This window comes from Alkalimarinus coralli, assembly GCF_023650515.1.
Taxonomy (GTDB): domain Bacteria; phylum Pseudomonadota; class Gammaproteobacteria; order Pseudomonadales; family Oleiphilaceae; genus Alkalimarinus; species Alkalimarinus coralli.
Genome location: NZ_CP096016.1, coordinates 2,642,731 through 2,656,863 on the forward strand (window position 1 = coordinate 2,642,731; position 14,133 = coordinate 2,656,863).

The window sequence follows — 14,133 nt, forward strand, 5'->3', positions numbered from 1 at the left end:
AAAGAGCACAACCCACACCATGCGATTACCTTTTGCAATGCTATTCCGGGAAGATTTTACTGCTTGTGTGATTAGGATTATCAACTTTTAGCAGCCAATCAAGAATGATAACAATTATTATTAGCAATAAAAGTTGTTTTGTCCATTTAATAGTCGATTTTAGAGTCAACAAAATAAATTACCGGAACAGTTCAAACACGCGCAGAACGTTATCAGACAGCGGTATACTCCAGCATTAGCTGTTTCACCCATTTGGCAATACGCCCGTCTGTCAGGTCAAACTGCTGATCCTCATCTATTGCCAACCCGACGAAGTGAGACTTCTCGCTATTCGCAGCCAAAGACGCCTCAAACTCATAACCTTCAGTCGGCCAATGGCCGATCACCTTTGCCCCAATACTGGTGACATGCTTATATAACCAGCCCATTGCATCTACAAAGTAGTCACCATATCCAAATTGGTCACCCAAACCAAAGAGCGCCACTTGTTTGTCCCCCAGCTCGGCACTTAACAGCTCTACCTCAAAGTCTTCCCAGTCCTCCTGAATACCGCCAAAATCCCATGTGGGTATACCCATAATAAGAAAATCAAAGCTATTCAAAACTTCAACGCTTGTTTCTATCACATTCAGCATGGTCACCGAACAGCCATGACCTTCCAGTTCATGGCTAATTCGCTCACCAACCTGCTCTGTATTATTGGTATCCGTTCCATAAATCAGACCAATATTGGCATCCAATAATTTACTCATAACAATGGGTTCCTGCTAACGACTGGGTTTAATGAATAACGGTAGAGCTGGCATGACCAAAAACCGATAAATCTGCATATATTTGGGAGGGCGCAGCATCTTTCTTTTTACAGACAGCAGGCCCGACATAGCGCTGATGCAGTTGGCGAATCAAGCGCTGTAGCAGCGCTTCACTGAGAACCTGTACCTGACCAACATCATTGTTCAGAAGGTCTAATCCACTTTTGTATATAGCATTGATGGCTTGAGCTATTTGACGATCAACATGGATAGAAAGCACCTCCTTTCGCGGCACCCTAGACATGTCATCATCTATTGCTGAAAACCAGGGCCGTTTCAAATTCAGCCCTTCTAGCGCCACCATTTGTTTCACTCTCGTAAAAGGGACATATAGCTGCATACAGGTAATATGCTGATTGGCATGAAGCCTAGCCCCCCTCTTCTGATGCTGAGATACCAATGCGGCTTGAGCCAGCTGATTTTTCTTACGACTACAGTCAGGGCAGACAGGCTCAGAGTGCGGCATTTCGACACCAAGAAATTGCTTCGCCGTAAAAGAAAAAGTTACACCAGATTCTGCGATACCCATCAAGTCAACCTGTTGATTTACCTTGATATTGGCAAGCCTCACATGCGCGCCATTCGACAGCATAAATTGGCGATAGACGCCTTCAATCCAATGAGAAAGCCGTGATGGAACTTCTCCCTTGACACTATATAACTCGTACTGAGCAATAGTTTTAATTTGGTTCAAGAGCATCCCCCTTGCCGAGAATCCACCATACCTTCTCCCCCCCCTTTCACATCTAACGTTATAAGTTTCACTGTCAAACCTTAAATACGAATACTAATGAGAATGATTCTGATTTACAATAAATATATTATTTGCACGCTTTACACAGAAACGACTCAGGCTTGGAGCAATGAACCAACTCTATCCGGAACAAAAATCAGACATAGACCCTGAACTAGATTACTTGATAAAGGCCGCTCAGCACTTTTCCCCTTCGTTAAAGGGGGTCATTGGAGCGCACCAGCCAGGGATGATCAAACACGGCGAAGATAACCAGAAAGCGATCGCCCTACTTTACCAGCGTCTGCAAACAGCTCACCCCGAAGCAGGCATGCCATACTGGTCGGTACGTGCGTGGAGCCTTCTGGTTTGGCAACCCATTTACCTGGCGCTAATTGGTGTCCACCAACTCAATATCGTGGTTCCCATCGATAAAATCAGCCAAACCCGAACCGCTGAGAGCGTTGCCGGATTTGTCATACCCAGTGATTCATATATTAGAAGTAACATTAATGACCTCATCGGTGTTTCCGGGGGGCAGCTAAAAAGCATTTGTAATGCTACTTTTGACCAACTCAGCGAAGTCACCCGCATACGAAAAGTAAGCGCAATGCGGCTGGTAGCTGACACTCTGCTGGCCGCTTTAAATCGCCTTAAGCACTCTAACAGCCAGCTAACCAATCAACACATCATTAACCTTGGAGAACTCTGGCTCTCTGCCTTGGAACTCTCGGGCCAAAGCAGTTATATGCCCATTAAATTATCAAGTGGGCGGGAGCAGTTGGTTCTCAATAGAAAGGGGTGCTGTATGCACTACCGACGTCAAGATGGGGTGCTCTGTGCGTCCTGCCCGAAACAAAAACTACCGTTAAGAGTTGAGCGATGCTGCAAGCAGTTTAGTTCTTCAAATTAGCATCCGCGGAATATCAAGCAGTAAATATTATTATGATTAGACTATCCAATATAGTAATGAACAGGGATGGCCGAGAGATATTGAACGTTAACGATCTCAGCATTGCGCCAGATAAATTTACCGTCATTCTTGGTCACAACGGCTCAGGTAAGTCGACGTTGCTAAACCTCATCGCACGGCAAACTAAACCCGACCATGGCAACATTACCTATAACAACCGCTCAATTAGGCAGTTTTCTCAGAGAAAGCTAGCTCAGGAAATCGCATTTTTACCTCAACAGCTACCTCCGGTTGCCGGCCTATCCGTAAGAGAACTTGTCCGGTTAGGACGCTACCCATGGCGAGGAACATTGGGTCGATGGACGTCAAGTGACGCTCAAATCATTCAAGAAGCAATGATTCAAACAGATATTGCCAATTATGCGGAACATATGACCGATCAACTATCAGGGGGTGAGCGACAACGTGCATGGGTGGCCATGTTACTTGCGCAACAAGCGCCAGTGTTGATGCTGGATGAACCCACTTCTGCACTGGATTTACCCCATCAGTACGAGCTAATGACATTGCTGCGCCAACTCAATAGAGAGTCGGGTAAGGGCATCATCGTCATTTTGCATGACGTTAATCTAGCTGCACGCTACGCAGACCGCATTGTGGCACTTAAGCAGGGAAAGGTTTGGCTGGAAGGCAAGCCAGATGAACTGCTCACCTCACCCGCCTTGTCTGACCTGTACGGAATTAATATCCAACTTATCGACCACCCCACACTTAACCACTCAATCGCTGTTGTCGCCTAACGAGGACAAAAAATGAATCGTTTTATTTCCCTACTCTTATTTGCCATATTGTCGTTATGGCTACCCGCCATATCGAGTCATGCGCAACCGGTGAGCATCACCGATAGCCTTGGAGTGCACCATTTTGACGAGTCTCCCACACGAATAATCACGCTGCCGTGGTCAATCACTGAAATGCTGCTTGAGCTCAAGGTCACTCCACTTGGCGTTGCAGGGATAGAAGACTATAAAAAATGGGTTGCACGGCCCGAAATTCCACAAGCGGTATTCGATATAGGCTCCCGAAACGAACCCAACATTGAACGAATAGCTGAGCTTAAGCCCGACCTTATTGTTATCTCGTTTCAGCAACGAGACCTTATAGAAACCCTTTCGGCAATCGCCCCGGTATTGTATTTCGAAACATTTTCGGCCTCCCACAATAACTACCAAACATCGAAAGACATTTTTATAAGACTCGCTAAATTACTTAACCGTGAACGCTTTGCCATACAGCGATTGAGTAGTATGGATAAACGTGTAAGCGAACTCAGAGCAGAACTACAGAAGCACTTTAAAGGAGAGATTCCGAAAGTAACCCCGATCAGGTTCAACAACACTGCGCTGGCATGGATTTATGGTGAGAACTCAATGCCTCAATATGCGCTTGAGCTATTGGGAATACAACCAGGGCTTCCTCAACCTAATTCGCAATGGGGCATCACGCAGAAAAAGGTCATTGAACTGGGCAGAGTGAATGAAGGAGCGGTACTCCACTTCTTGCCCTATGAACAAGCCGATACACTATTTAGCACACCACTTTGGCGTGCGATGCCATTTGTTCGCAAAAATAAATTTGCAGCAGTAAGACCAACCTGGACCTATGGTGGCCCCGTATCAGTGCTGTACCTGGCTGAAGCGATGACCGCCTCACTTCTTAGCATTCATTCAAACTAACACCATGCAGATACAATCCGGCAAACGATATACCCTGACAATTATACTACTCCCCCTTACGCTTCTGGGCTATGCAACCATAGACTCCACTCTTGACCTGAATACTCTTTGGGCGCTTGTGTGGGGGCAGGAAACTATTGAATTCGAAGAGTTTCGATTCGTTTACGCAACACTGCCCAGAGCTGTTCTTGCTATGCTCGTTGGGGGTATTCTTGGCCTTGTCGGCAGTGTGCTGCAACAGGCCACACAGAACAGACTGTTGTCTCCCATGACATTAGGGGCTTCATCCGGGGCATGGTTGGCACTGGTCTGTGCGAGTGTATGGGCTCCCGCATTAGTCGGTCATTACAGCGCCTGGTTAGCGATGGGTGGTGCCACATTATCGGTCATACTGGTACTACTCATTGCTGGTAACCAAGGTTTGAGTGGTTTGCCCGTCATACTGGCCGGTATGGCGGTACATATTTTATTGGGGGCAATCGCCTCAGCCGTAATACTACTTAACGACCAGTACGCCAAGAACCTCTTTATCTGGGGCGCAGGAGATCTGACACAGACAAGCTGGGATTGGGTCGTATGGTTATTGCCAAAAGCAACTATTGCCATTGCCGTTATTCTCTTCGCCCATCGCCCGCTTACACTGCTAAGGCTGGGAGAACAAAGCGCTCAGGCTCGTGGACTTGCGCTATTTCCCATGCTTTCAATACTTCTGCTGGCATCATTATGGCTGTTATCCAGTGCGATTACCGCTGTGGGGGTCATCAGTTTTATTGGCTTATTGACACCTAATATTGCACGGGCTCTAGGAGCCAGAAACGCCAGAGATGAGCTTGCCTACAGCACGCTACTAGGAGCAATACTGCTACTGCTGACAGACACAATCGCCATTATATTCAGTACCTGGAGCGCCAACCTTGTACCCAGTGGCACCACGGCTGCACTGGTCGGGGCACCGGCACTTTTATGGTTTGCCCGACAAAAAATGACCGCACAAGACCAGTCAGCCTTGCAGTTACCCAAGGGGGCAAACTTCGTAAAACCTGTAACTTGGGCCGCCATGCTTTTTGCGGTCTTGGCACTACTTATTATCTCTATCGCCTTCTCGCCCAGTGTGCAAGGGTGGCAATTTGCCTGGCCATCTGAGCTTATTTTTTCACTCCGATGGCCTCGTACCGTCACCGCAATAGCCGCTGGTGCCGGTATGGCAATAGCAGGGGTACTATTGCAGCGTTTAATAAGAAACCCGCTTGCCAGCCCCGATATATTGGGTTTATCTTCCGGGGCAACGCTGATGCTGGTGCTCACTACGATTTTTGTTGGAGGTTCCGTTCACGACGCAGGAACGGCCGTGGCATTCGCTGGTAGCATGGGCGTATTAGGTATCATTATATTGCTTGGTAAGCGGCACAACTACGCTCCGGGGAAGATAGTCCTGTTTGGCATAGCTCTGTCCGCACTGATAGAGGCACTGGTGCATTTTGCGCTATCGAAAGGAGATGACAGCGTATATAGTATTCTCGGTTGGCTCGCAGGCTCTACTTACAGAGCGACAGGACAAGGCGCAATAATATTACTGGCAGGTGTCCTATTATTGTTCAGCGCTTGTCTCGCTACCTCTCGATGGTTAACGCTAATCTCAACAGGCGACGCAATAGCAATGGCACGCGGGCTGGCAGCACCAAAAGCACGGCTAAGCTTGCTGGTTATCGCTTCCCTACTCTGCGCACTTATTACGGCCTTTATGGGCCCCGTCGCATTTGTAGGTTTGTTAGCCCCCCATATCGCCTCCATCCTCGGGGCAAAAAAAGCACTTCCACAACTGGTTTTAGCAACACTAACCGGGATATTACTGATGTTATTTTCGGATTGGCTTGGCCGAACAATGCTATACCCGATGCAAATGCCTGCTGGAACAATCGCCTCGATAGTCGGCGGTTGTTACTTTGTCTATTTACTGGCGCTACCCAGGCTCAGCCGGACAAGGGCTAACGGGTTACGATGACACATAAAAAAACCAACTCTGGCTAGAGTTGGTTTTTTTGCAGTCAGCTTGGTTATCGACTAGAACCTCAGTTTAGTAGACAGAACGACCGTACGCCTCTCACCATAGAAGCTCCGTCCGCTATCTGTCGTCGCTACAAATTCCTTATCAGCGATATTTTTTCCATTTAAGCTGACTAACACATCACCAAAATCATAACCGATCATGGCATCAACCAATGTGTAGGGGTCAGCATACAAGGTATCCGTTCCATCCCAGCTCTTACCAACATAACGAGCGCCGATACCTGCTTGAACACCTGAGGCAACAGGGTCATAGCTTACCCAGGCAGAAGCCTGCTGTGGAGCAACGGCCGCAACTCTAACACTCTTTTCTCCATCACGGTTTTGCGCATCAATATAGCTGTAGTTGGCCAGCACCTGAAAATCGTTCAGGCGCTTTTGTGCCTCCAACTCAACCCCTCTGATACTCACTTTACCTGTTTGAACCGTAATACCCGGGCCTCCACTGGTAGGCCGGTTGGTTTCATCGATATGAAAGGCGGCGACGGTATAAAGTGCGCTGCTATCAACAGGCTGGTACTTAATACCTACCTCATGCTGGACACCTTCTTTAGGCTTAAGCTGTGAACCAAGCATATCTTTACCCAACGGCTCGAATGATTCAGCATAGCTATAGTAAGGAGAGATACCGTTAGCAAATTGATACATCAACCCTGCATCGTAAGTTGTTACCGTTTCATCAATACCCGCACTTGACGGTTCATCTTTAGCGCTCTGTTTTACCGCATCCTGCCTGACCCCAAGTGAGGCAATCCAATTACCGTAACGAATCTGGTCTCCAACAAAAAAGCCTAGTTGGCGTAGTTGGTCTGCTGGCGTATCAACGGGCTGCGGGGTCGCCGCCACGTTTCCGTATATTGGGTTATATATGTTAATCAACCCACCTGCACCTCTACCGGTGTATTTGTCGGTATCAGTTGTAGACTTGATGTAGTCTGTTCCAAAGCTCGCATTGTGACTAAGCGCGCCAGTGGAAAAGTCTGCTTTTAAGATCGCGTTACCGGTAAATACTTCAGTGGTCGCTGGAGCATCATAAATCGTTCGTAGAACTGTGCCGTCAGGGTTTATGACCTCCCATGGAACATAGGTAATCCAGTGGGTCTTATAATCTGCTTCACTGTCTGTGTACCGTCCATTAACACTGAGGCTGAATATGTCATTAATTTTTCGGTCGAAGAATAGCGAATAGGCCTGCTGTTTAGTGTCGTAGCGATCCCAGCCGGGTTCTCCAATAAACGTTTCAGAACCAATATGCCTGCCCGGTGTTAGTGTGCCTTCATTAGGCAAGAACTGGAGCGTTGAACCGCCTTCATTTTCTTGTATATTGGCCAACAGAGTAAGGCTGGTTTCTGCGTCTGGCTGCCAGGTTAATGACGGCATAAATACTTTGGCATCATCCTCAACGTGATCAACCTGCGTATCACTATCACGGGCAACACCCACTAAGCGGTAGAGGAATGTTCCACTGTCGTTCACCTTGCCGGTAAAGTCTATGCCGACTTGCTTACGATCAAAAGTACCATATTGAAGATCAACTTCACGCTTGGTTTCCTGCTGGGGGAGCTTCGACGTAGAGTTTACAATTCCGCCTAACGCGCCCTGCCCATAAAGCACAGACGACGGCCCTTTAATGACCTCTACCGACTCCAGTGTATAAATATCGGGCCGAGGACTGTTATAAAAGCCATACTTTGACCGGAAGCCATCATGAAAGTCCAGTGGGCTTACACCTCGAATTCGGGTTGAATCCAGTCTCGAATCAAAACCAAACGGGCCAGCCAACACACCAGATGTATAACCTAAAGAGTCCTGAATGGACTGAGCACCACGGTCTTCTATGCTTTTGCGTGTCACTACTGAAACCGAGCGGGGCGTTTCAGCAATCGGAGCATCCAACTTATTGAAGCGAGAGCTATCGGTAGCGATGTATTCGCTTGCAGCAGAACCTTCTCCTGATACGGTAATCGCTTCCAACGCGTCTACATCCTGTACTTCATTTGACTCTGCTACTTTGTCTTCAACATTCTCTGCGACCACACCTCCGGAAAACGATGTAGATAAAGCCATCGCGATAACAGTGGCTAACTTGTTTTTCTGCAAACCCATAACTGCAAATACCCTAACATTGACCCATACATGCAATACCATCTAAGTAGGTAGTATTACTCACAAACGCGAATACTAATGATATTGATTCTCATTTGCAATTAAGCAAATGCACTTTCTTTGCATAAAATGGCAATTCGGCAGTAAAAAATGAACAACCGTTCAATTTGAAGGGAAATGGCTTATATTATCTTGCCAGCGATCAGTGAAACTGGCGACTCCGGCCTTGGAAAAATCATCTAAAGACCAGGTTGTAAAATTGCTGGGCAACAAGGCAGTTTTTTTACGGCGCTTCTTACTCGTAAGATAAAGTGTTGGAAGACCGTTGTTGCGTGCATCTTCAACAGACACTACCAGTAATAGCAGTGAAACAGCCAGGTCGGTTAACTTAATGTTATCAACCACAACCTGTTCTATGCCCAGATCATACAGTTTCTTATCAATATCAATCTGAATGGCTCGCAGCAATTGATTAATTTCAGCTTTATTTTTACTTAACTGGTCAGCATGCTCAGGCCACAAGGCGGACAAGTCCCGCGCCATAACCCCCGTCATCAACAGCGCATTGGCGGGGTTTAACCAAAAATAGCCAGGACCTTGCATACCTGTTTTCGGATTGGTAAAGCGCACCGCCGCAACCCTCTCGCCACCCGGCGTCAGTGCATGGGCCAGGTCAATTGGCACCACTCGGATATTGCGCTCTCTTAATGCAGGATACATATCAACGCCCGACCATATAGCACTAATGCCTGCAACCGCATCAGCGTTGGCAGGCAACACTGAACTATTGTGGCGAACCCAACCATGCACCCTGTTAACAGAATATTTTCGTGGTGGAAGAAACGAAACCCGTATCGGTGTGTTTTTAACTAACTGCCTCCCAATACTATCGACGACAGGAATAACCGTCACAACCAAAGGGCTTTCAGTGTCGTTTTTGAGTGCTGTCTCCTGCACGGAACCATGCTGGCTCATTGAACAAGATGCAAGGCTTACCCCCCCAAATAATGCAGCTATAACCCAAACAACCTTTAATATCACGCTATCAACCCTGCTGGTCACGCTTCCCCCCGATTTAACTGTCTTATCAACAACATAAAACCAAACCAGACACATGCAAACAGGATGATTGCAGGGCCTGAGGAAATGGCCCATTCCCCGTACATCGGCATCAAGACACCTAACAGCGCACTACTGGTCGAAATCAGTACCGACCAAAGCACCATCTGTTTCAGGTTGGCCGCTATCAGCCGCGCACTGGCCGCAGGAATAAGCAGCAAAGCCCCGACCAAGACAGCACCAATAATTTTAACGGCAGCCACTGTTACCAGTGCAATAAGCAATACAAACCCATAGTCATGCAACCGCACATTAATCCGTTGCGCATGAGCAACCTCCGGTGAAATAGCCACTAGGTAGGCTTCATTCCCATAACACCAAGCCAATACAAACACCAACACACTCATAACAAGCAGTATCCACAAATCACCTTTTGCTGTAACGAGTACTGACCCGAACATCACCTGCTCAATCAGGTGCGCATTCACATGTTTTGCCACATAAAGTAACAAGGCAGCCCCCAGAGCCAGCGCAAACGACAAAAACACACCAATTAATGCATCATAGGGCACCGTGCTTCGCCCCTTAACCCACTGCAGCATCAGTGCAAACAGAATCGAAAAGGTAAATAGACTAATCCAAGGCGCAGTAACCGGCTCACCTAACAATATGCCAATTGATACACCTGTGAGAGCGCTATGGCCCACCGCCTCTGACAAAAAGGCCAATCGTTTAACCACCACGAGAGTTCCTAACAACCCAAGCAGCGGACCAATCATCAAACTCGCTAATATCGCATTTATTAGAAAGTCATAAGCAAACATACTGGGCAACAAACCGGCGCTAACCCATAAGTCAAATTGCGAATAAATTGCTGTTAACATACAGAATACATACTCAAATGTGCGGAGTGACTGTTATGACCAACGTAAAATGTCATACAGCTATTTCTTATAACAGTCTCATAGAACGGTCTCATACAACTGTCTCTTAGAACGACCTCATACAAGGATGCACGAATCTGAGGGTTGTCTAACGGTTGATGGAGAAGTGCATTCAAACACCTCGGCCGGCAAACCTTTGGCTTTTAGCCCACCTTCAATCCAGTACGCTTGATGACAATGGTCTATCACGACCTGCCAGTCATGTTCGACCATCACAATCGTGCCTCCCTGCCGATTAAACTCAGACAGCAGGCTGAGCATCTCTTCCTGCCCTTCCCGATCCAGGCCAGATAAAGGCTCGTCCAGCACCAACAGTGAGGGAGAGTGCAAAAGAGCTACAGCAAGAAGAAGCCGCTGACGCTCCCCGCCTGAGAGCGCCCCCACCTTCCTGTCCAAAAGGCCTGTCAACCGAACACGCTCAAGCACATCAAACACACTATGAGGCAACTTTCTTGAGCACCATAGCGGCATTTTGGTCGCGGACATCAATACGTAATCCAATACCGATATAGGTACACTCCGATCAAATGGCTGCATCTGAGGCATATAACCTACGCCTCCTTTTTTATTGCCCGGCCAGCTAATCGATACATCACCCTGATGCGGCATCAACCCCAGTATTGTTTTTAATAACGTGCTTTTCCCTCCACCATTGGGGCCAACGATGGCATGCCATTGACCTCCAGCCATGAGCATTGAAGCAGGTGCAACAAGCTGGGTTGACTCAACCGTCACACTGGCTTTAGTCAAGCAAATGGATGGTCCTTTTAATGGATTGTTATTCAAGCCCTTCCCCTGCGGCGAAAGTGAATGCTGATGCCAGTGTTTTCAAGTTGTACGCCATGTCTTCATTGACCAGCTCAACACGATAGTCCCCATAAGTCATATGAGAAAAGTGATACAACCGAACACCTGTTTCTTCTTCAATAACACGAACATACTGGTTAGGCATGTTTAGCTCGGTAAACAGGATATCCACATTTGCTGTGCGAATTTTCTCAATGGTCGACTGCAACTGTGCAGCACTGGGTGATACACCATGTGCAGGCTCAACAACAGCAGATACCGTTAGGCCAAACTCCTGTAATAGGTATCCATAGGCATTGTGCGTACTGGCGACCCTGATCTGACTAAAATCTAACGCCGCCAACTGCTGCTGAGTGGTTCGCTTTATAGCCCTTAGCTCTCTAGCAAACTGTATTGCATTTTTCTGGTAAAACCTGCGATTGGGAGGGTCTAGAGATGCAAGCCTTTTGGCAATGGTATACACCTGCCGAATCGTCGCATCAATCGAGACAAATGTGTGAGGGTTATGTTTTGTACCCGCCTTATTTCCGATAAGAGGCACCGAATCATTGGCGTAGATAATTTCAAGATTGGGTAATTCAAGTCGGTTGAGCACTTCAATCGCAAATTCATCATGGCCGATACCGTTGACGACAATAGCATCCATTGACTTTAGCCTTGCTAAATCCGCTGGCGATAGCTTATAGGCATGCGGGTTAAACCCTGCTTCAATCAGTGGTTTCACCTCTGCCCTATCGCCCACAATTTTACTCACGTATGAGTAGTAGGGATGTAACGTGATCCCTATGGTTAGCTTCTCCTGAGCAACGACCGGAGTATATGAACCCAACAACAAGGCAATAAGTATAAGAAAATGGCTAGTTAAACGGCTCATAGGTGTGAATGCTCCCGACTTCTGGAGTGATGCGGTGTTTGAGACGAAGAGAACACCTGCCAATCAAGCCCCTTATCTTCACTTAGTCTTTTAGTACATAACGCTTTATTTAACTGTTCAGGTTGAGAGTCATTCCCTCCTGCTCGCCAGCTGATATCTGTGGTTGCATCAGCTGTCATCAGGCGAAAGCTAAACTCTCCTGTTGAACCTAAATAGCAACCTGGCTGAACCTCTACCCAGCGCTGTTGATGATTACTTGCAAAAGGGGCCACGCCCATTTGCCGTAAATCACTCACCGTTGGGTATCTCCCATCCAGCTCTGTCATCATATGAATTTCTTCAGCCGCAACACTTAACTCAGTAAGTGTTTGCCTGGCGCCGTCTGGCACGCGCTCAACGGCTGCGACCTGACCAGGCTGGCGTAACCAAAGCATCAGTACGGAGCAGCAAACAACCGCAACAACAAGGCAGGCAATAACGGTATCTTCACCCTGCCGGTTAATGGGACGTATTTTTTCTTCAACCACTGAGCTCATTCACCTTTTGCTTAGTCACTTGATGCTAGTTTCGTTACGGTTTACAACCGTTTTTTCGGTTAGCTGATATCTATCGTTCTCGTACCTCATCATCAGATATTTCAATCACGTGCCCTGGCCCCGCATCCATAATGATAAAAAATGCGCCGTCAGGTCTTTTGAAATCAAATAGTGCATTCTCATCGGTACGTCCTTGCGCGATGACCTCATCATCCTCAGAGAATACCTCCATCATGACATTCGGAGCTTTCGAACGGTCAGAAAACCCCGCATCACAATATACGTGCAACCCACCTTCACTCCCGTAATAGCAATCAAGTAGCGGGTAATGAGCAAATGCAGAGTGACTGAGCAGCCCCATCGCCAGAAAGAATGAGGCTTTAAAAAGGGATTTATAACGCATCTCGTGTCTCCTTGCCGTTTGGCATCAACGACCAGGAGGACTGGTAAAATTCGCCTCCCAAGTCCAGCTCTTCTACAAACACAGCAATCGCTCCGGTTCCCAAAACAACAGTTGGAAGAATAGTCAGTTTAAGACCAAAAAAAATATGGATTAAATACGCAATACGGCGCCTGCTATATTTTCTGGAAGACATTATCTCACTACATCTAATTGGGAGTAATATTAAAAAACAACACAATCGATAATGCTAATGCTAACCATTCTTATTTACATTAACAACCATAAATACTAGAATTCCACCCTCGATATAAATATTAATGCGAATCATTATCATTTGATTAAAACTTTTTATATAGCGTAGAATCATGAAAAAACCTTTAAATACGATTGCTTATCTAACCTGTTTGTTTTTTGTTGGCATGTCCGTTAATGCATCAACCTTTATTGAGCAAGCTCATAGTCAAGTGAGCAAAGCGACGCAGAAGGCAGCGCAAACGCAGACCAGAATTAACGAACTGGATGATCAAACAACTGAAGACTACTACCGCTATATAGAGACTATTCATCGCGCAGAGCAAATAGAGACCTACAACAACCAGCTACGCCGCCTGGTAGACTCACAAGAGCGTGAGTTAAAAGGCTTACAAGACCAGATATCTTCACTTGAAGAGACCGGCCAGGCTGCACTCCCCCTGTTGGTTAAAATGAAAGAGATGCTTGCCAGGTTCGTAGAGAGTGATCTCCCGTTCCTGCAAGACGAACGTTCGGGCCGATTATCAAGACTTCAAGCAGTACTTGATCGCGCTGACATTAGCATTGCAGAAAAATACCGGCAGGTGCTGGAAGCCTATCAGATTGAAGTCGAATATGGCCGCACACTTGAAGCATACAACGCACAGCTAAATATAGACGACATCACCAAAGACGTTACCTTTCTCAAGCTCGGCCGCATAGCGCTCTATTATCAAACGGCTGACGGCCAAGAAAGCGGGGTCTGGGATAAACAAAACAGCCACTGGAAAGCGCTTTCTGCCGACCACCGTTGGTCTATTCAAAAAGGCATTCAACTTGCCAGACAGCAAACCGTGCCGGAACTTCTTGATTTACCGTTATCTATTGATGCGCCTCTCAGCTCAGGGAAGTAGT

General features: G+C 47.0%; 15 protein-coding genes. 5 read left to right on the forward strand and 10 right to left on the reverse strand.

Annotation, left to right across the window (positions count from 1 at the left end):
• Window positions 1–212 precede the first annotated feature (212 nt).
• A complete protein-coding gene (locus tag MY523_RS11720) occupies window positions 213–752 on the reverse strand; it encodes a flavodoxin (RefSeq protein WP_250654887.1) in 540 nt (179 codons plus the stop codon).
• 28 nt (window positions 753–780) lie between these two features.
• Window positions 781–1,506, reverse strand: a complete 726-nt coding sequence (locus MY523_RS11725; protein WP_250654888.1) for a hypothetical protein — start codon at window positions 1,504–1,506, stop codon at window positions 781–783.
• A 169-nt stretch (window positions 1,507–1,675) separates the two neighbouring features.
• On the opposite strand from MY523_RS11725, the gene MY523_RS11730 reads away from it, so the two are divergent.
• The 4 genes from MY523_RS11730 to fhuB are packed head-to-tail and all read left to right on the forward strand — an operon-like array spanning window position 1,676 to window position 6,196.
• Window positions 1,676–2,458, forward strand: a complete 783-nt coding sequence (locus tag MY523_RS11730) for a siderophore ferric iron reductase (RefSeq protein WP_250654889.1) — start codon at window positions 1,676–1,678, stop codon at window positions 2,456–2,458.
• A gap of 32 nt (window positions 2,459–2,490) precedes the next feature.
• On the forward strand, window positions 2,491–3,258 hold the full coding sequence (locus tag MY523_RS11735) for an ABC transporter ATP-binding protein (RefSeq protein ID WP_250654890.1): 768 nt from the start codon (window positions 2,491–2,493) through the stop codon (window positions 3,256–3,258).
• 12 nt (window positions 3,259–3,270) lie between these two features.
• Window positions 3,271–4,194 carry an ABC transporter substrate-binding protein gene (locus MY523_RS11740; RefSeq protein WP_250654891.1) on the forward strand — a complete coding sequence of 308 codons (924 nt, stop codon included), beginning with the start codon at window positions 3,271–3,273 and terminating at the stop codon, window positions 4,192–4,194.
• A 4-nt stretch (window positions 4,195–4,198) separates the two neighbouring features.
• Window positions 4,199–6,196: a Fe(3+)-hydroxamate ABC transporter permease FhuB gene (fhuB, locus tag MY523_RS11745; protein WP_250654892.1), complete on the forward strand. Its 1,998-nt coding sequence runs from the start codon at window positions 4,199–4,201 to the stop codon at window positions 6,194–6,196.
• Window positions 6,197–6,255: 59 nt separating this feature from the next.
• Here fhuB and MY523_RS11750 read toward each other — a convergent pair whose 3' ends face one another.
• The 8 genes from MY523_RS11750 to MY523_RS11785 form a co-directional block, all read right to left on the reverse strand.
• Window positions 6,256–8,364 (reverse strand): TonB-dependent siderophore receptor, encoded by a 2,109-nt coding sequence (locus MY523_RS11750; protein ID WP_250654893.1) that lies wholly within the window; start codon window positions 8,362–8,364, stop codon window positions 6,256–6,258.
• A 162-nt stretch (window positions 8,365–8,526) separates the two neighbouring features.
• A complete protein-coding gene (locus MY523_RS11755) occupies window positions 8,527–9,426 on the reverse strand; it encodes a metal ABC transporter substrate-binding protein (RefSeq protein ID WP_250654894.1) in 900 nt (299 codons plus the stop codon).
• A complete protein-coding gene (locus MY523_RS11760) occupies window positions 9,423–10,307 on the reverse strand; it encodes a metal ABC transporter permease (protein ID WP_250654895.1) in 885 nt (294 codons plus the stop codon). The genes MY523_RS11755 and MY523_RS11760 overlap by 4 nt, the downstream gene beginning before the upstream one ends.
• 117 nt (window positions 10,308–10,424) lie before the next feature.
• Entirely contained in the window at window positions 10,425–11,117 is a 693-nt protein-coding gene (locus MY523_RS11765; protein WP_250654896.1) for a metal ABC transporter ATP-binding protein, read from the reverse strand.
• Between the two features lie 28 nt (window positions 11,118–11,145).
• Window positions 11,146–12,048, reverse strand: coding sequence for a metal ABC transporter solute-binding protein, Zn/Mn family (locus MY523_RS11770; RefSeq protein ID WP_250654897.1), 903 nt, complete (start codon window positions 12,046–12,048; stop codon window positions 11,146–11,148).
• Window positions 12,045–12,584: a DUF6162 family protein gene (locus MY523_RS11775; RefSeq protein ID WP_250654898.1), complete on the reverse strand. Its 540-nt coding sequence runs from the start codon at window positions 12,582–12,584 to the stop codon at window positions 12,045–12,047. Before MY523_RS11775 ends, MY523_RS11770 begins: the two co-directional genes overlap by 4 nt.
• Before the next feature lie 70 nt (window positions 12,585–12,654).
• A complete protein-coding gene (locus MY523_RS11780) occupies window positions 12,655–12,987 on the reverse strand; it encodes a hypothetical protein (protein WP_250654899.1) in 333 nt (110 codons plus the stop codon).
• Entirely contained in the window at window positions 12,977–13,180 is a 204-nt protein-coding gene (locus MY523_RS11785) for a hypothetical protein (RefSeq protein WP_250654900.1), read from the reverse strand. The genes MY523_RS11780 and MY523_RS11785 overlap by 11 nt, the downstream gene beginning before the upstream one ends.
• A gap of 172 nt (window positions 13,181–13,352) precedes the next feature.
• On the opposite strand from MY523_RS11785, the gene MY523_RS11790 reads away from it, so the two are divergent.
• Window positions 13,353–14,132 (forward strand): DUF3450 domain-containing protein, encoded by a 780-nt coding sequence (locus MY523_RS11790; protein ID WP_250654901.1) that lies wholly within the window; start codon window positions 13,353–13,355, stop codon window positions 14,130–14,132.
• Window position 14,133 lies beyond the last annotated feature (1 nt).

Bases quoted from the DNA above. Each gene is read 5' to 3' on its own strand.
- MY523_RS11720 (WP_250654887.1), bottom strand. From the start codon at position 752: ATGAGTAAATTATTGGATGCCAATATTGGTCTGATTTATGGAACGGAT.
- MY523_RS11730 (WP_250654889.1), top strand. From the start codon at position 1,676: ATGAACCAACTCTATCCGGAACAAAAATCAGACATAGACCCTGAACTA.
- MY523_RS11740 (WP_250654891.1), top strand. From the start codon at position 3,271: ATGAATCGTTTTATTTCCCTACTCTTATTTGCCATATTGTCGTTATGG.
- MY523_RS11760 (WP_250654895.1), bottom strand. From the start codon at position 10,307: ATGTTAACAGCAATTTATTCGCAATTTGACTTATGGGTTAGCGCCGGT.
- MY523_RS11790 (WP_250654901.1), top strand. From the start codon at position 13,353: ATGAAAAAACCTTTAAATACGATTGCTTATCTAACCTGTTTGTTTTTT.
- MY523_RS11780 (WP_250654899.1), bottom strand. From the start codon at position 12,987: ATGCGTTATAAATCCCTTTTTAAAGCCTCATTCTTTCTGGCGATGGGG.
- MY523_RS11785 (WP_250654900.1), bottom strand. From the start codon at position 13,180: ATGTCTTCCAGAAAATATAGCAGGCGCCGTATTGCGTATTTAATCCAT.
- MY523_RS11770 (WP_250654897.1), bottom strand. From the start codon at position 12,048: ATGAGCCGTTTAACTAGCCATTTTCTTATACTTATTGCCTTGTTGTTG.
- fhuB (WP_250654892.1), top strand. From the start codon at position 4,199: ATGCAGATACAATCCGGCAAACGATATACCCTGACAATTATACTACTC.
- MY523_RS11750 (WP_250654893.1), bottom strand. From the start codon at position 8,364: ATGGGTTTGCAGAAAAACAAGTTAGCCACTGTTATCGCGATGGCTTTA.
- MY523_RS11775 (WP_250654898.1), bottom strand. From the start codon at position 12,584: ATGAGCTCAGTGGTTGAAGAAAAAATACGTCCCATTAACCGGCAGGGT.
- MY523_RS11735 (WP_250654890.1), top strand. From the start codon at position 2,491: ATGATTAGACTATCCAATATAGTAATGAACAGGGATGGCCGAGAGATA.